Origin of the sequence: Staphylococcus sp. SB1-57 (assembly GCF_017086425.1) — a bacterium.
GTDB classification, from domain to species: domain Bacteria; phylum Bacillota; class Bacilli; order Staphylococcales; family Staphylococcaceae; genus Staphylococcus; species Staphylococcus warneri_A.
Map to the genome: position 1 here is coordinate 2,251,253 of NZ_CP070964.1, position 18,427 is coordinate 2,269,679.

Below are 18,427 nucleotides of genomic sequence, written 5' to 3' on the forward strand. Positions count from 1 at the left end.
TCATTAATATAATGTAATTGTTTCATCTGTTCAATATATAAATTAGATAATATTTATCTAAAAATTAGAACAATTAACAACCAAACTGTTATAATAAGTGTCAAATGTAATGTTGGATAAGTTGCAGAAGTAGCTAAAAGTGAGGATTGAAATGATGGAAATCAAACAACTTAAATATTTTGTAGAAGTAGCTAAACGAGAACATATTTCTGAAGCTGCATTAGAATTAAATATTGCCCAATCAGCCATAAGTCGTCAAATGACTCAGTTAGAAAAAGAATTAAACGTTAACTTATTTAAAAGGCAAGGACGAAATATCTTATTAACATCTGAAGGCAAACAACTATTAACGGAAGCCACTAAAATATTGGATCAATTAGATCAAACAATACAATTATTTCAACATCAACAGACATTAAGTAATCAGAAGATATTTTTATCCTATAGTGAAAGTGAAGCTTCTCATAAATTAGGTCGCCTCATTCAAATCTTTGAAGAACAATCAGAAAGTCAAGTTATCCCTAATTTGAGCCAAGACAATGACATTTTGGATAACGTATTAAAAGGAGAAATAGATATAGGGATCCTTGAACTGACTGATGAAATTAAGCAACATTCTGATTTAAATATGACTGCTTTATTCGAAGAACATTATAATTTATATACTAACAAGAGAGACCCTATCGCCTTAACACTGCAACCTCATTTATCTCAATTGCATTTACAAAATGTCTTTTGTCTAACCGTGTTACCAAAATCAATTAAAGAAAAATTGCCTTCAGACATACGTACAATATCAGATAAACAATTAGCTCAATACCTTTTAAAAAAAGAAAGAGGTGTTTTGATTACACCTCAAAATATTTCTTTAGATAGTCCTTCAAATGAATGGATTAAAATACCTCTCAGTCACACTGAAATAAAACGTACGATTTGTGTGATTACTAAAAAAGGAAATCATAAACCCGATTTACCTGTTGCTTTACAAACGATACAAGTATTGTTTAATAAAACATCTACGTACCATTAAATATAAGGTCAAGTTAGGATTAACAGTATTCAAAAGGTCGCTTCGGTTTATTTTTGAAATCTAAATTAATTAAGCGTATAATCATTCTATTATTTCATAGAAGAATTGGGGTTTATTGAATGCAATTCAATACTTTTTTCAAAAATAAATTTTATTGGGTCGTTATGGCATTCATCATCATATTTTTAGGTATATTTATATTCACTTTCTTTAATGAAAAATGTTATCAAATGCCTATCGGTAAAATAATAGATGTTCAAAGATTGAGCACACAACATGTATCTGACGATCAACATAACAAAGACATCAAATACAAAGACCGACTTACCGTTAGAATATTAAACGGTAAATTTGAAGGTAAATCAACAACAATCACTAACGAGTTTGTTAAATCACAAGTTGATTCAGAACGTTTTACTAAAAACGATAAAGTTTTATTACATATTTCTAAAAATCCGAGCGACGCCGATATCATTGAGAAAAAGCGCGATGGATTAGTCGTTCTTATCACAGGCATTTTCTTCATCACGATATTAATTGTAGGCAGACAAGTAGGTTTACAATCGATACTTTCACTCATCTTGAACTCAATCGCAGTTTTAGGTGCGATTTATATTCATTATCAAATGCCAAATACGAGTTTATTCACATTGATGGTTATAGCAATGATTGTTTCAACAACATTGACTCTATTACTAGTTACAGGCTGGCGAATGCGAACACTGATTACCATTGTTTCTACACTTGTAGGTACGTTTCTTTGTATAGGTATCGCTGAGTTAGTTATACGATTCACTCATGGCAATGGTATTAAATATGAAACAATGAGTTTTTTAACCTTACCACCGAAAGAGGTCTTTTTAGCTTCAGTATTAATTGGTTCACTTGGAGCTGTTATGGACGTTGCAATCACTATTGCTAGTGGGATGAATGAGATATTGCAACGAACACCTCAAATTAGTATGAGGAGATGGGCCCTAGCAGGTAGACATATTGGCCAAGATATTATGGGGACGATGACAAACATTTTATTATTCTCTTATTTATCTGGTAGTTTACCTATGTTTCTCATATATTTAAAAAATGCCAATACCATTACATATACCATTTCTATGAATTGGTCATTAGAAGTTGCTCGTGCATTGATAGGGGGTATTGGGATTGTTTTAACCATCCCAATCACTATCGGTTTAATGGAATTATGGCTTAAAATGCGAGGTGAAAATCGATGAGTGCAATAACAATATTAGGCTTGATATTACTAGTGCTGATGATTATTTTCGGAGGTAAAAAAGGACTCGTGTCATTTGCGACATTATTTTTAAACTTCATCGTTTTAGTCATTAGTATCTTAATGATTATTTTTGGTGTACCGATATATATCACAACTATGATATTCTGTATCGTTGTCGCAGCATGTAATCTATTCGTGTTAAATGGGTACGATGTTAAAACACAAGCCGCATTTATCGGTACAATCATCACAACGCTTATATTAATTCTAGCTATATATATTTCAGTGAACGTAGGCCATTTACAAGGCTTCGCGACAGAACAACAAGACGAAACATATGTATACTCTATGAATATCGGCATCGATATGGTTCAATTCATGATATTTACTATTGTGCTTGCTGTGATCGCTGCTGTCATTGATTTAGCTATCACCATCAGTTCACCCATGTATGAATTAAATGATACTAACCCAAATTTAAGTCAACATCAATTATTTCAATCAGGCATGCGTGTAGGTAGAGAAATTCTAGCAACATCTGCAAACACTATATATTTAGCTTATTTCGGAGGCCAATTGACATTATTCTTTTGGTTCTTCAAATTAAATTATTCATTTGGTCATATTATCAACTCGAAAATCTTTGCCCAAGAATTTATTTCAATTCTATTCGGAGGTATTGCTGTTGCTATTAGTATCCCTATCACAGCTTGGGTAACTGCTTTTTTAATTAAAAGACAATCAACTGCTATCAAATAAAATGAAGCAGCATATAAGGAGGTTGTTACAAACGTCCTATATGCTGCTTTTTATAATGGATATGACATTACATACACAGGCTTCCCTATCATCGTTGACTCACCTATATGATAATATCCAGCTTGTTCATATAAATGGATGGCTCTTGGATTATCGATGTTTACAGTCAATACAATTTCATTGATATGTGGATAGAAATGCTTTATATAAGTACTCAGTTGATGGATGACATGTTTCCCTACACCTTTACCCCTGTATCGTGCATCAACAGTAAATGATCTAAAGAAAATCGCTTTTGGATTAGTAGAATATGGTGCTGGTCCATCCCCTTCATGTAAAGTGAAAAATGCAACACACTGTTGTCCTTCCATAACCAATGTTGGATATCTATTTTCATTCGTTTTAGCAGACTCCAAGTTTTCCAACGGTGTTTTTGTATAGCGTGAATCTTCTTCAGAGAGTTGTATTGATTGAACAGCTTCAAAAAATTGTGGTTGATATGCTTTTATTTCCATATTGTCTCCTTTTATTGACCTGACATTTCTTTTATCCAAGTTAAAACTGCTGGTGCAATATACTCTGAATCATTTTTATCAAACCACTTAATATCAGTAATTTCATTATCCGTATGTATCTTATCCCAATTAATTGATACTGTTGTTCGATAACCATTTAACTCTGTTAACATATTTTCTTGAGGATATGCTTTTCCAACGACTGTACCTATATAAGACAATTCTTTATCTGACAGTTCTAGCTTTAATTCTTCTTTCAATTCTCTTTTTAAAGCTTGTAATTGTGTTTCTCCTTCATCAATTTTACCACCCGGGAAATAATATTTTTCACGATGACGTACTTGTACAAGTAATATTTGATCTTCTGTTTCCTCTACTAAGCAAACACATTTAATCATAACTTAACTCCTTTCTGCAAATACTTCTATAATCAAAATATATTTAGTTTTATGTTATCATAATTTCGCAAAATCTTTCTCCTCATCATTTTATAAATTTTAGTGTATAATCAATAGAATATGGGTAATCAATATTAATAACTATGTTTGAATTGGGATAAAGTAACACCCAAATGCATTGGAGGTAAAATCATGGCAAAAAAATCAAGCGCAACACGCTTATCAAATTTATTCGGAATCGCAGGATTCATCGTTGATGGCTATAACGGTATTAAATACGATGCTAAAAATAAACAACTCGTATACTTATCATTAGGCCTAAGTACATTAGGTACATTATTAGATTTTTATGTATCTATTAAATCTCCTTATAAATTCCGTAAATTAGGTGCATTAGTATCATTCGCTATTAATGGTGCACGTTTATTTACAAGCTTTAGAAAAGTTAAAAATGAATACTAAACATATTCTTTTTATATAAATTAAGATAGTAATAGTCTGAGTTCTCATGTGAGGATTCAGACTTTTTTTAATTAAACCCTTAACCTCATCACACTCAAAATCACACGTTGTTATATGTGGTATGTTCATAAAATTTATAAATACTTCAATTCTGTAGATTTATAAATATCAAAATATTTGTAATTATTATTCATAGACATTAACATGACAATAATTCAAATTATTATGTTTTATTTTTCACAAAGTATAAAAGAACGAAACGATGCTTTATTGTTGAAAGGAGCCTACAAATGATTTACACGATTACATCTACATTACCTCCCTCACATGGCGGTAGAACCCAAGCTTTATTAAGAAGGATTAAATTGATAGATGAAGAATTTAATGTACCCACTAAAATTTTGACGACAAATTATAATAGAAACTATCCAAATATTTATAAAACATTTTTAGAAGAACATAAAGTCACTGAAAACATAGAATTCGAAAACATTTATGAATGGTTAACAAATTATAAAATTTACGACGTACCCAAAACAAAATTCTTCAATAAACCAAAATACAATAAAATACCAAAACGTATTTCTGGACTTAAAGCTAAAAAGAACAATCAAAATCATGACATACATTATTATCTGAATAATCAATTAGTGCGTTACAGAAAATATTTCAATAATAATTCAATCTTACGTTACGAAGATGTCATTGCTCCTGAAACTGGCTTGAAAACAAAACGAAGTGAATATAATTCATATGGTTATTTGCATAGAATTATTAATTATTATGAAAATTCTACAAAGAAAAGCCAAGAAATGATGTATTATCCAAACGGTGAAATGTACTGCGAACGTCATTTTAAAGACAATAAAAAAAATAGCGTCAATTTAGTTAAACTGTTCAAAGATGGAAAAGTATATCAAACTTTCTCCGATGACAAGGCATTCGCACAATATTATTTCGAACATAAATTCAAAGATGGAGACATTGTTTTCAGTGATGCAAGACTTTTAGACGATCCATTACTGGCACAATCACATCATACTCGAAATATACTAGTGTTACACAGCTCTCATTTATCCGGGACTCAAATAAAAAAATCTTTCCAATACGCATTTGAACATAAAGAAAATGTTGAAAAGTTTATAGTCTTAACGCAACAACAAAAAGTGGATATTCAAGACATGTATCCTATTCCAGATAAACAATTTGCGGTTATTCCACACTTTATTGAAACAAACAAATCTATTAATAATGAAAATGTTGAAGATCGCTTTGTATTTATAGGTCGCTTTAGTAAAGAAAAACAATTAGATCATCTTTTAAAAGCGTATATAGAATTTCTTAAAAGCGGGCATCAGACAAAATTGGCATTATATGGCAGAGATGAAGATAACCAAAAAGCTATGATGCAGGACATCATCGATGCCAATCAATTAAATAGTCAAGTTACCATTCATAAATATACTTCTAGTCCATTAGCCGAATTTAAAAAATCCAAAGCATCATTATTAACAAGTAGCTATGAAGGATTCGGACTCACTATTATGGAAAGTATTTCTATGGGGTGTCCTGTTATTGCATATGACGTTAGGTATGGCCCTAATGAAATTATCGATCATGCTAAAAATGGTTACTTAGTTGAAGCGAATAATATTAATCAATTAGCCAAATATATGACTCAAATCATCGAACAACCCCTCACTAAAGTTGAAAATAATGAAAAACTATATTATTCATCAGCCGTTAATCATTATAAGCAATTACTCGAAGCGTTAAAGGCAATTTAAAAATATCCTCCTCACTTTGTTATTAAGACAAAGTAAGGAGGATATTTTATGGTTGATATTCTAGATAAGACTGGATTCCCTTTTCAACAGAATATTGAGGGTTAAATCCTAAACTTTGAATTGGCGAAATATCTGCATATGAATGTTTAATATCTCCAACTCTTTCCTCATCATAAGCGTATGGAATACTATAATTAAAATGCTGTTCAAATATGTTGACCATCTGCTTTAAGGTCGTTTGTTTCCCAGTTCCTAAATTATAAACATTGCCATTAACGTTGTCATTGTGCAATACTAACCAACATGCTTCAACTAAATCATCAATATAAATAAAATCTCGAGTTTGCAAACCATCTCCATAAAACGTGAATGTTTCTTTATGATTAAATTTGTGATTAAGAATTGAAATGACCCCTGAATAATCAGAATATGGATTTTGTTTAGGACCATACACATTGAAGAAGCGTAATGAAACGGTAGGTAATTGATATAATTGATGATAAATTTTAGCGTAGCTTTCTCCAGCATATTTTTGTACTGCATATGGATACCTTGGATCAATACGTGAATGAATCGCTTTAGGCAACCCTTCTAATTGTCCATAAACGGCTGCAGATGATGCAAACAAGAATCTTTTTACATTAGAATGCTGTAACCTGAGTGTTTCTAAAATATTCAACGTAGCATCGATATTCACTTGGTTAGATCGTCCCGGTTGTTGAACTGTTTCCACGACGCTCACCATAACTGCTAAATGAATGACATAATCAAATTGTTCTTTTTTAATTAAGTCCGAGACAAATTTCAAATTATTGATATCTTCTTGATAGAAATACTCTTTTTTTACATACGGTATATTTTCAATACGACCAGTTGATAAATTATCAATTACATGTACTTCAATATTATTTTGAATACATTTGTGCGCTATGTGTGAACCGATAAAACCAGCCCCACCCGTAATTAGTGCTTTCATGTTGTTGTCCTCCTAGATGCCTGCACGGTATAAACCATGTAATTACTGTGTGATTTTCTTCTAAAATATAATAATGATTGCTTGATCAATTAAAAAAACTACCGAAAAAGTAATTAAACTTAATCAGTAGTTCTATGTTCATATAAGATGATATTAATGAATATATCTATATGTATTCACTTGATATGAAGGAATTGTTCTATATGTCACAATACCTGGTGACGCTGCCCAGTTCATTTCTGAAACTAAAATACTACCATCACTATTAACTCGCTCTACAAAAGCGACATGGCCATAGTATCCTGAATCACTTTGAGCGATTGAACCTACTGTTGGTTTACCATCAATTGTGTAACCATCAGCTACTGCTGCGTTATCCCAATTGTTTGCATTCCACCAATATGTGCTAATGCCTTTTCCAATTTGAGCACGACGATTGAATACATGATATGTACATTGTCCCCATGTATATAAGTTTTGGTGATTAAATACTGGTGTATTGTAACCATTATTACTTGAGTTAGTTGTATTTGAGCTACTATTTGATGTAGAAGCAGTACCTGATACCTTTAATTTTTGTCCTGGATAAATAAAGAAATTAGATAATCCATTAAGGCTCATTATTTTTTGATAAGTTGTACCATATTTAGCAGCTATTGATGATAATGAATCTCCCGCTTGAACAGTATATGTTGATGAACTTCCAGTTGTTGATGCCGAACTACTTGGTTTACTAGTACTAACTGTACCTGATACTTTTAATTTTTGTCCTGGATGAATTAAAAAGCTTTTTAAACCATTTAATTTCATTAATTTTTGATAACTCATGCCATATTTAGCGGCTATTGATGATACTGAGTCCCCTGCTTTTACTGTATATGTAGACGAACTTGTTCCTGTAGATGATGAACTACTTGGTTTACTAGTACTAGTTGAACCTGATACCTTTAATACTTGGTTTGGAAATATTATATTAGAAGATAAATGATTCAACGATTTTAATTTTGAAATAGATATTCCATATTTACTAGATATAGACCAAAGAGATTCGCCACTTTTAACCTTGTGTGTCGTTGCTGCGTCTGCTTGTGTTGCTGCAATAGCACTCACTGCACTTGTCCCAACAATTGCAGCAATAATTTTTTTATTCAATTACTTATTCCTCCTCAAATACTCTATTTGTTTCTCGGATTTTTTATACAATAAGTATTATACTCTCTTAATATGAATATGGTGTTTGTATTTCATGACATTATGATTACAAATATAATATTTTTATCGAATTGATTCATATATAAAACTCATTTCTACTATATATATGCGACATTTTCTTATTACCTTTAATATTTACAAATAGCATCAATTTACAAATTTTTTTAAATTTCTATATTAATTTTAAATGCTAATCTTGATACTTCTAAACTTTATTACTTAATTCATCAACTCATTATTTTTTAAGTAAATCTAGACACTTCATTAAGCAATTGATAAATGAAAACTAATTGATTAAATGAAAGATAAACAATCATATAGGCTATTCCAAAATTTTTAAAAGTTATGTTTTAACAAGTTAATACTACTAAAACCAAAATTTATTTTGAGATAATATTGGATGGCCAAAACTTCATAACACTCTGTCATAACAGTCTCTCCAGCTATTTTTAAACATTGTATTATACTAACATTTTCATATTCATAATTATTCTTCCTTTACTTATTGTGTTTTAGGGTGTATAGTTAATCTAACGTAATAAAAGGTCGTGAATTTGATTGAAGTTTATTTGTTTAGAATATACTCTTTTGATTTAATGAAACTTGTTACAAATATTTAGTGCAAAAGCACGCGGAGGTATTCTATATGAATAACGGTACAGTTAAATGGTTTAATTCAGAAAAAGGTTTTGGTTTCATCGAAAGAGAAGATGGAAGCGACGTATTCGTACATTTCTCAGCAATCGCTGAAGAAGGATACAAATCATTAGAAGAAGGACAAAAAGTTGAATTCGACATCGTTGAAGGCGATCGTGGAGAACAAGCAGCTAATGTCGTAAAAATGTAATAACATTTTCAAAGCAACCGTCATGGTTGTTTTTTTTATGCCTAAAATTACTTTTATTTATCTAATTATATTGTATTGTAATGAATATGTATTTACATTACTATTTGATTATAAATATAAAGAGAAAAAGGAATGATTTAAATTGAGTATACTCACTGCTATTTTAGTAATACTTGTGGCAATAGAATTCTTATTAATCATGGTGTTACAAACATTACTAACCACATCTAACAAAACTAGTCAAACTTTTAAAATGAGCATATCTGCATTAAAAGATAAAAACCTAAATACTTTAATGAAGAATCAAGGGCTTTACAATGGTTTACTTGGTATCTTCATTCTCTATGCCTATTTTTTGAGTACTCATCCTAAAGAAATGACTACATGTCTTCTTATATATATGATTATTGTTGCTATATATGGTGCGCTAACAAGTCAAAAAGCCATCATCATTAAACAAGGGCTTTTACCAATACTTGCACTTTTATCATTATTATTTTAATCCATTCCGTTAAGTCGATATTCGATTTAGCGGTTTTTTTTATAAAAAATGACCCATTCCAGTATATTGGAATGGGTCTTTATTTTAACTATATTTGTTCTTTTGACTTACTCTTTATTTTTCCTCTTCCTCTTCATCTTCTCTACGACGTTTGAAGAATAAGAATAACGCTCCTAATCCAGCTAATAATGTACCGAATAATGTTCCTTTGTTCACACCATCTTGTCCAGTTTCAGGTAATTCACTTTGATCTTTTTCATGATTATTACCTTTGTTTGTTGATGATGTATCATGGTTTCTTTGTTGTACAGCACCATTTGAAGTTACATTATTTCCAGATACATGACCTTGTGTTGTTTGTTCTGTTGGTTCACCTGGATTTGTTGGGTTTGCCGGTTGACCTGGTTCTGTTACTTCACCTGGATTTGTTGGCTCTGCCGGTTGACCTGGTTCCGTTGGTTCACCTGGATTTGTTGGATCTGTCGGTTGACTTGGTTCCGTTGGTTCACCTGGATTTGTTGGGTCTATCGGTTGACTTGGATCCGTTGGTTCACCTGGATTTGTTGGGTCTGTTGGATGACTTGGATCCGTTGGTTTACCTGGGTCTGTTGGGTCTGTCGGTTGACTTGGATCTACAGGTTTACCTGGGTCTGTTGGGTCTGTCGGTTGACTTGGATCTACAGGTTTACCATCATCAATCACTGTTCCATCAGTAGATGGAGACGTATTTCCATTAGCATCTGTTGCTGTAACGCCAATATGATCTCCACCTTTTAGATTTTCTCCAGCTGGGATGTCAATCACATAGTTACCGTCCTCATTTGTTTTACCTGTTGCTGTTGTACCATCTGGGAATGTTATTGTCACTGTTGAGCCTGATTCCGCTTTACCTGTGATTGTTTTATCTCCCTTATGAACTGGATTTACAGTTGGCGCTTCTGGTGCTGTTGTATCTGTTACTACTGTTGTTGCTGGTTCTGATTCATTACCATCTTTATCAGTAGATGTTACTGGTAATGTTTCTCCGCCTTTTAGATCTTCATTAGCTGGAATATCAATCACATAGTTACCGTTTTCATCTGTTTTACCTGTTGCTGTTGTGCCATCTGGGAACGTCACTGTTACTGTTGAACCTGGTTCCGCTTTACCTGTGATTGTTTTATCTTCACTTGTTACCGGATTGATTGTCGGCACTGTCGGTGCTGTTGTATCTGTCACTACTGTTGTTGCTGGTTCTGACGTATTACCGTCTTTGTCTGTTGCAGTAACTGGTAATGTTTCTCCGCCTTTTAGATCTTCGTTAGCTGGAATATCGATCACATAGTTACCGTTTTCATCTGTTTTACCAGTCGCTGTTGTGCCATCTGGGAATGTTACCGTCACTGTTGAGTTTGGCTCTGCTTTACCTGTAATTTGTGTATCGTCACTTGTTACTGGGTTGATTGTCGGTACAGACGGTGCTGTTGTGTCCGTTACTACTGTTGTTGTTGGTTGTGATTCATTACCGTCTTTATCTGTTGCAGTAACTGGTAATGTTTCTCCGCCTTTTAGATCTTCGTTGGCAGGAATATCGATGACATAATTGCCGTTTTCATCTGTTTTACCTGTTGCCGTTGTGCCATCTGGGAACGTCACTGTTACTGTTGAACCTGGTTCCGCTTTACCTGTGATTGTTTTATCTTCACTTGTTACCGGATTGATTGTCGGTACAGTTGGCGCTGTTGTGTCTGTTACTACTGTTGTTGTCTTATCTGATGTATTACCATCTTTATCTGTTGCAGTTACTGGTAATGTTTCGCCACCTTTTAGGTCTTCATTAGCTGGAATATCAATCACGTAATTGCCATCTGCATCAGTTGTACCACTAGCTGTTGTGCCATCTGGGAATGTTACTGTCACTGTTGAGTTTGGCTCTGCTTTACCTGTGATTTGTGTATCATCACTTGTTACTGGGTTAACTGTTGGCGCTTCTGGTGCTGTTGTATCTGTTACTACTGTTGTTGCTGGTTCTGATTCGTTACCATCTTTATCAGTAGACGTTACTGGTAATGTTTCTCCGCCTTTTAAATCTTCGTTAGCTGGAATATCAATTACATAGCTGCCATCTTGATCAGCTTTGCCAGTTGAAGTGCTTCCATCTGGGAACGTCACTGTTACTGTTGAGCCTGGTTCTGCTTTACCTGTAATCGTCTTATCATTGCTTGTTATTGGATTAACAGTCGGTACAGTTGGTGCTGTTGTATCTGTCACTACTGTTGTTGCTGGTTCTGATTCGTTACCATCTTTATCTGTAGACGTTACTGGTAATGTTTCGCCACCTTTTAAATCTTCATTAGCTGGGATATCAATCACGTAATTGCCATCTTGGTCAGCTGTACCAGTTGCTTTTGTGCCATCTGGGAACGTTACTGTTACCGTTGAACCTGGTTCCGCTTTACCTGTAATTTGTGTATCATCACTTGTCACTGGGTTCACTGATGGTACAGTTGGTGCTGTTGTATCTGTCACTACTGTTGTTGACGGTTGTGATTCGTTACCATCTTTATCTGTTGCAGTTACTGGTAATGTTTCGCCACCTTTTAAATCTTCGTTGGCAGGAATATTAATCACATAATTGCCATCTGCATCTGTTTTACCAGTTGCTTTTGTGCCATCTGGGAATGTTACTGTCACTGTTGAGTTTGGCTCTGCTTTACCTGTGATTTGTGTATCGTCACTTGTTACCGGATTAACAGTCGGTACAGATGGTGCTGTTGTATCTGTTACTACTGTTGTTGCTGGTTCTGATTTATTACCATCTTTATCAGTAGACGTTACTGGTAATGTTTCGCCACCTTTTAGATCTTCGTTGGCAGGAATATTAATCACATAGTTACCGTCCGCATCTGTTGTACCACTAGCTTTCGTGCCATCTGGGAATGTCACTGTTACCGTTGAACCTGGTTCCGCTTTACCTGTGATTTGTGTATCATCACTTGTTACTGGGTTTACAGATGGTACTGTTGGTGCTGTTGTATCTGTTACTACTGTTGTTGCTGGTTCTGATTCATTACCGTCTTTATCTGTAGCTGTTACTGGTAATGTTTCGCCACCTTTTAGATCTTCGTTTGCTGGGATGTCAATCACATAATTACCATCTGCGTCTGTTGTTCCACTAGCTTTCGTGCCATCTGGGAATGTTACTGTCACTGTTGAGTTTGGCTCTGCTTTACCTGTGATTTGTGTATCGTCACTTGTTACTGGGTTTACAGATGGTACCGTTGGCGCTGTTGTATCTGTTACCACTGTTGTTGCTTTATCAGACGTATTACCAGCTTTATCTGTTGCTGTTACTGGTAACTCTTCTCCACCTTTTAAGTCTTCGCTTGAAGGAATATTGATGACATAGTTTCCATCTGCGTCTGTTGTACTACTTGCTGTTTTACCATCTGGGAACGTTACTGTCACTGTTGAGTTTGGCTCTGCTTTACCTGTGATCTGTGTATCGTCACTTGTTACTGGGTTTACAGTCGGTACTGTTGGCGCTGTTGTATCTGTCACTACTGTTGTTGCTGGTTCTGATTTATTACCATCTTTATCTGTTGCTGTTACTGGTAGTGTTTCGCCACCTTTTAAGTCTTCGTTAGATGGGATGTCAATCACATAATTACCATTCTCATCTGTTGTACCAGTAGCTGTTGTACCATCTGGGAACGTTACTGTTACTGTTGATCCTGGTTCTGCTTTACCTGTGATTTGCGTGTCATTACTTGTTACTGGGTTTACAGAAGGTACTGTTGGCGCTGTTGTATCTGTTACTACTGTTGATGTCGGCTCTGATTTATTACCATCTTTATCTGTTGCAGTAACTGGTAATGTTTCGCCACCTTTTAGATCTTCGTTAGCTGGAATGTCAATCACATAATTACCATCTTGGTCAGCTGTACCAGTAGCTGTTGTACCATCTGGGAACGTTACTGTCACCGTTGAGCCTGGTTCCGCTTTACCTGTGATTTGTGTATCATCACTTGTTACTGGATTGACTGTTGGTGCTTCTGGTGCTGTTGTGTCTGTTACTGTCGTTGTTGCTGGTTCTGATTTATTGCCATCTTTGTCTGTCGCAGTAACCGGTAGCGTCTCTCCACCTTTTAAGTCTTCACCACTTGGAATATTAATCACGTAATTGCCATCTGCATCTGTTGTACCAGTAGCTGTATTTCCATCTGGGAATGTTACTGTCACTGTTGATCCTGGCTCTGCTTTACCTGTAATTTGTGTATCATCGCTTGTCACTGGATTCACTGATGGTACTGTTGGTGCTGTTGTATCTGTTACTACTGTTGTTGCTGGCTCTGATTTATTACCATCTTTATCTGTTGCAGTAACTGGTAATGTTTCGCCACCTTTTAGATCTTCATTCGCTGGAACATCTATTGTGTAGTTTCCATCTGCGTCCGTCGTTCCAGTAGCTGTCGTACCATCCGGGAATGTCACTGTTACTGTTGAGTTTGGCTCTGCTTTACCTGTAATTTGCGTATCATCACTTGTCACTGGATTCACTGATGGTACTGTTGGTGCTGTTGTATCTGTTACCACTGTTGTTGCTGGTTCTGATGTGTTTCCAGCTTTATCTGTAGATGTAACTGGTAATGTTTCGCCGCCTTTTAAGTCTTCGCTTGAAGGGATATTAATAACATAGTTTCCATCTGCATCTGTTGTGCCACTAGCTGTATTTCCATCCGGGAACGTTACCGTTACTGTTGAGTTCGGCTCCGCTTTACCTGTGATTTGTGTATCATCACTTGTTACTGGATTGACTGTTGGTGCTTCTGGTGCTGTTGTGTCTGTTACTGTCGTTGTTGCTGGTTCTGATTTATTGCCGTCTTTGTCTGTCGCTGTAACTGGTAATGTTTCGCCGCCTTTTAAGTCTTCATTCGCTGGAATATCTATTGTATAGTTTCCATCTGCGTCTGTCGTACCACTAGCTGTCGTACCATCTGGGAACGTTACTGTTACTGTTGAGTTTGGCTCTGCTTTACCTGTAACTGTTTTATCTTCACTAGATACTGGGTTTACAGTCGGTACTGTTGGTGCTGTTGTATCTGTTACCACTGTTGACGCAGGTTGAGATTTATTGCCAGCTTTATCTGTAGATGTAACTGGTAATGTTTCGCCACCTTTTAGATCTTCGTTAGCTGGAATATCAATCACATAATTGCCATCTGCATCTGTATTGCCTGTTGCTGTTGTGCCATCCGGGAATGTCACTGTTACTGTTGAGTTTGGCTCTGCTTTACCTGTGATTGTTGTATCATCACTTGTTACTGGATTAACTGTTGGTGCTTCTGGTGCTGTTGTATCTGTTACTTCAGTTGTCGCAACATCAGATTTATTACCAGCTTTATCTGTAGAAGTCACTGGTAACTCTTCTCCACCTTTTAAGTCTTCATCAGTAGGAATATTGATAACATAATTGCCATCTGCATCCGTTGTACCAGTAGCTGTATTTCCATCTGGGAACGTTACTGTTACTGTTGAACCTGGTTCCGCATGACCTGTAATTGTTGTATCTTCACTTGTTACTGGATTAATTGTTGGTACTGTCGGTGCCGTTGTATCTGTTACTGTCGTAGTCGCTGCACCAGATTGGTTACCTGCGCCATCTGTTGATGTCACTGGTAATGCTTCTCCACCTTTTAAATCTTCATTGGCAGGGATATCAATTGTATAATTACCGTCGCCATCTGTTGTCGCATTCGCTGTTGTACCATCTGGGAATGTTACTGTTACTGTTGAATTCGGTTCTGCTTTACCTGTGATTGTTTTGTCTTCACTTGTTACTGGGTTGATGGTTGGTACTTCAGGCGGTGTTTTATCTAATACTGTTGTACCAGCATCGACTGACACATTACCTGCTGCATCTGTTGCAACTACACTTAATTCTTCATCACCTTTTAAGTCTTCAGAATCTGGAATACCAATTGTGTAATTACCCGAAGCATCTGCTGTCGCTGAAGCCTTTGTACCATCTGGGAATGTTACTGTTACTGTTGAGTTTGGTTCTGATGTACCAGTAATTGTTTTATCTTCACTTGTTACATCATTAATTACAGGTTCTTTTGGTGCTGTAACATCTACAACTGTTGTATTTGCAGCCGTCGATGTGTTTCCAGCTTTATCAGTTGAAGTAACGCCTAGTGTTTCGCCACCTACTAAATCAATATTGGTAGGTACAGCCACTCGATAACTACCATCTGTTGCTGTAATGGCTTGAACTTTAGTCCCATCTGGGAATGTTACTGTTACTGTTGAGTTTGGTTCTGCTTTACCTGTGATTGTTTTATCTTCACTTGTTACTTGATTGACCGTTGGTTGATTTGGTGCTGTTGTATCTGTCACAGTCACGTTTGAATCAACTGATTTATTGCCTGCAGCATCTTTAGCTGAAGCTTTAATTGTTTCGCCACCAGTAAAGTCTTCATTAGCAGGGATATTAACAGTATAATTACCTGATGCATCCGCAGTTGTAACTTGCGTAGTGCCGTCTGGGAATGTAACTGTTACTGTTGAATTCGGTTCTGCTTTACCTGTAACCGTTGTATCATCACTAGTTACCGGGTTAATCACTGGCGCATCTGGTGCTGTTGCATCTGTCACTGTTACTGTTGGTGAAACCGCACTTGTTTTACCATTTTTAGTTGCAGTTGATGTTAATTGAGTTCCTGCAGCTAAAGGTTTTGATAAAGTTAACGTACCAGTTGTACTGTTTGCACCTAATGTAACTGTACCAATAACATTGTTATTACTATCTTTTACTTTCACTGTTGAACCAGCAGTACCATGAACGCCAATAGTCGTGTCGTTATCATCGACAGGATCCACTAATGGTGCTGGAACAATAGTATTATCTACAATATTAAATGTATTTGTTTCATCATTATCATAATTCGGCGCATCAATAGCAATTGTGTATTGACCAGCAGCTGATTTTGGAATCGTTACAGCAAATGTACCATCACTATTAACAGTAGACGTACCAATAACTTGACCCGCTGAATTTATGACTTTAGCAGTTTGTGTACCTGCATTTGGTTTTAACGTTACTGAACCACTAACTTTAGTGTCATTAATCGTAATATCTGCAGCATTAGGTTGACCTACTAATGGTGATGTATGATATGTTTTCACTTCGTCTCCATCATTTTTAGTATCGCCATCTGTGTCTGCATTATTGGCATCAGTTAATGATACTTCTCTTTCATAACGATCTAATAAGCCATCTTTATCATAGTCTTGTAATTCTAACGAAGATGTACCTAATGTGTTATTAATTAATTTGCCAGCATTATCTGTAAGGTATCCAGCAAATGTAAAATCTTCAACTTGGTCAGTTGTAGAACTAATTAAATTACCTTTGGCATCATATTGTGCATCTTTAGTTAAAATATTATTAGGACTTTGGTTTAATTTAATAACGATTCTCATACCTACTGTTTCATGTAAACCATTATTAAATTCGATTAATTTATTTAAATCACTTGCTGTAATCGTACCATTACCATTGGCATCGATAGATAAATCAGCTACTTTGTTAGCAGCATTATATGTTTTATCAAAACCTTTTAATCCATCATAATCATATTTATCTAATTCAACACTTTGAATAAATGGAATTAAATCTTTATCAATTTGATAATTGTAGCTCCATTGTTTATTTTGAGCGCCACCATATCCGAAGATACCATTTTTGATAACTTGTTGGTCAACGATAATTGCGCCATTGTCGCCTACTTTAGTGTCTAAACTAGCCGTACCACTACTTGCTTTAAAATCATTTGAGTTTGCTGTTGAAGTATTATTGTTTAAATCAACTAAATCTTTATCTGCATCTGTAAGGAAGTAACCACTGCTTTCAGACGTACGAATAATTGTATTATTAGAAGAATCTCTAACATAAATTTGATAATTTAATTTATTATCAGATAAATCTCCTGCATTATTTAAAATATTACCCACAGTATCATCTAATTCAATTTTACCGCCTGATGCAGTTTTAGATGCTAAAATTTCTGCACCACCAAATAATCCACCGCTAGCTCGAATATAATTCACTTCCCAAATATTAGAAGGTGTACCGTCATCATTTTTTAATCTTGTAAATTGAACCGGTGTATTACTTCCAGCTGGGTTAACTGATATTTTCGTTACATGATCAGCAATTTTAGAGTCTAAGTTTAAGTCGATTTTATATCTTGTTCCTGAGTTAGCACCCGACATATAAGCATCAATATTAAATGGAATTGATGTACTATTTTTAACAGCATCTGAATCTAATGCTTCTGGGTCAAACACTAATGACGCAAATGTATAGTTATCTGATGTCGCTAATGATTTTTGAGCATCTTGATCAGGGGATGTTACAGCTGCTGCCAACATTCTAGGTGTAGCCATTGCACGCATAAACGTTCTAGTTTTAGGTGGCGTAGCTAATGTTTCTGTACTCTTCTGTTTGTTTGCCATTTCAGTTAATGCAGCTTGTAAAACGGCTTGATTAATTTCTTCGTCTGTTGCTTTATTGAAATCAACATCTGTATTATTTAAAATTTCTTTAGCTTCTGTTTTAGACACTTGATCATTTAAGAATGATTGAACAGCTTGTTCTTTATTATCTGATGCTGCTAATTGTTTACCAAGTTCTGTATCCACTTTATTTTCATATGTTGTAG

Annotated in this window: 12 protein-coding genes; 7 read left to right on the plus strand and 5 right to left on the minus strand. The window is 35.0% G+C overall.

What is annotated here, in order from left to right; genetic code table 11:
• Positions 1 to 154 precede the first annotated feature (154 nt).
• From gltC to JX000_RS11160, 3 genes are all read left to right on the plus strand, one after another.
• A complete protein-coding gene (gene gltC / locus JX000_RS11150; RefSeq protein ID WP_037552498.1) occupies positions 155 to 1,030 on the plus strand; it encodes a glutamate biosynthesis transcriptional regulator GltC in 876 nt (291 codons plus the stop codon).
• Positions 1,031 to 1,149: 119 nt separating this feature from the next.
• Positions 1,150 to 2,262, plus strand: a complete 1,113-nt coding sequence (locus JX000_RS11155; RefSeq protein ID WP_002451937.1) for a YibE/F family protein — start codon at positions 1,150 to 1,152, stop codon at positions 2,260 to 2,262.
• A complete protein-coding gene (locus JX000_RS11160) occupies positions 2,259 to 3,023 on the plus strand; it encodes a YibE/F family protein (RefSeq protein WP_002451936.1) in 765 nt (254 codons plus the stop codon). The genes JX000_RS11155 and JX000_RS11160 overlap by 4 nt, the downstream gene beginning before the upstream one ends.
• Positions 3,024 to 3,073: 50 nt before the next feature.
• On the opposite strand, the gene JX000_RS11165 is transcribed toward JX000_RS11160, so the two are convergent.
• Together JX000_RS11165 and JX000_RS11170 are read right to left on the minus strand one after the other, a co-directional pair.
• The gene (locus JX000_RS11165; RefSeq protein WP_002451935.1) at positions 3,074 to 3,538 is read right to left on the minus strand and encodes a GNAT family N-acetyltransferase; all 465 of its coding nucleotides are present in this window, start codon (positions 3,536 to 3,538) and stop codon (positions 3,074 to 3,076) included.
• An 11-nt stretch (positions 3,539 to 3,549) separates the two neighbouring features.
• On the minus strand, positions 3,550 to 3,936 hold the full coding sequence (locus JX000_RS11170) for an NUDIX domain-containing protein (protein ID WP_002451934.1): 387 nt from the start codon (positions 3,934 to 3,936) through the stop codon (positions 3,550 to 3,552).
• A gap of 192 nt (positions 3,937 to 4,128) precedes the next feature.
• Here JX000_RS11170 and JX000_RS11175 point away from each other — a divergent pair, with 192 nt between their 5' ends.
• The gene (locus tag JX000_RS11175; protein ID WP_002451933.1) at positions 4,129 to 4,398 is read left to right on the plus strand and encodes a hypothetical protein; all 270 of its coding nucleotides are present in this window, start codon (positions 4,129 to 4,131) and stop codon (positions 4,396 to 4,398) included.
• 290 nt (positions 4,399 to 4,688) lie between these two features.
• On the plus strand, positions 4,689 to 6,185 hold the full coding sequence (locus tag JX000_RS11180) for a glycosyltransferase (protein WP_145506833.1): 1,497 nt from the start codon (positions 4,689 to 4,691) through the stop codon (positions 6,183 to 6,185).
• Positions 6,186 to 6,231: 46 nt separating this feature from the next.
• Here JX000_RS11180 and JX000_RS11185 read toward each other — a convergent pair whose 3' ends face one another.
• Entirely contained in the window at positions 6,232 to 7,161 is a 930-nt protein-coding gene (locus JX000_RS11185) for an NAD-dependent epimerase/dehydratase family protein (RefSeq protein WP_206140708.1), read from the minus strand.
• A 153-nt stretch (positions 7,162 to 7,314) separates the two neighbouring features.
• The gene (locus JX000_RS11190) at positions 7,315 to 8,313 is read right to left on the minus strand and encodes a LysM peptidoglycan-binding domain-containing protein (protein WP_145506827.1); all 999 of its coding nucleotides are present in this window, start codon (positions 8,311 to 8,313) and stop codon (positions 7,315 to 7,317) included.
• A 706-nt stretch (positions 8,314 to 9,019) separates the two neighbouring features.
• On the opposite strand from JX000_RS11190, the gene JX000_RS11195 reads away from it, so the two are divergent.
• A complete protein-coding gene (locus JX000_RS11195) occupies positions 9,020 to 9,220 on the plus strand; it encodes a cold-shock protein (RefSeq protein WP_002450876.1) in 201 nt (66 codons plus the stop codon).
• A gap of 142 nt (positions 9,221 to 9,362) precedes the next feature.
• Positions 9,363 to 9,722, plus strand: a complete 360-nt coding sequence (locus JX000_RS11200; protein ID WP_124228254.1) for a DUF1304 domain-containing protein — start codon at positions 9,363 to 9,365, stop codon at positions 9,720 to 9,722.
• Between the two features lie 114 nt (positions 9,723 to 9,836).
• On the opposite strand, the gene JX000_RS11205 is transcribed toward JX000_RS11200, so the two are convergent.
• On the minus strand, positions 9,837 to 18,407 hold the full coding sequence (locus tag JX000_RS11205; RefSeq protein WP_206140709.1) for an Ig-like domain-containing protein: 8,571 nt from the start codon (positions 18,405 to 18,407) through the stop codon (positions 9,837 to 9,839).
• Between the last annotated feature and the right edge of the window lie 20 nt (positions 18,408 to 18,427).

Bases quoted from the DNA above. Each gene is read 5' to 3' on its own strand.
- gltC (WP_037552498.1), top strand. From the start codon at position 155: ATGGAAATCAAACAACTTAAATATTTTGTAGAAGTAGCTAAACGAGAA.
- JX000_RS11155 (WP_002451937.1), top strand. From the start codon at position 1,150: ATGCAATTCAATACTTTTTTCAAAAATAAATTTTATTGGGTCGTTATG.
- JX000_RS11160 (WP_002451936.1), top strand. From the start codon at position 2,259: ATGAGTGCAATAACAATATTAGGCTTGATATTACTAGTGCTGATGATT.
- JX000_RS11165 (WP_002451935.1), bottom strand. From the start codon at position 3,538: ATGGAAATAAAAGCATATCAACCACAATTTTTTGAAGCTGTTCAATCA.
- JX000_RS11170 (WP_002451934.1), bottom strand. From the start codon at position 3,936: ATGATTAAATGTGTTTGCTTAGTAGAGGAAACAGAAGATCAAATATTA.
- JX000_RS11175 (WP_002451933.1), top strand. From the start codon at position 4,129: ATGGCAAAAAAATCAAGCGCAACACGCTTATCAAATTTATTCGGAATC.
- JX000_RS11180 (WP_145506833.1), top strand. From the start codon at position 4,689: ATGATTTACACGATTACATCTACATTACCTCCCTCACATGGCGGTAGA.
- JX000_RS11185 (WP_206140708.1), bottom strand. From the start codon at position 7,161: ATGAAAGCACTAATTACGGGTGGGGCTGGTTTTATCGGTTCACACATA.
- JX000_RS11195 (WP_002450876.1), top strand. From the start codon at position 9,020: ATGAATAACGGTACAGTTAAATGGTTTAATTCAGAAAAAGGTTTTGGT.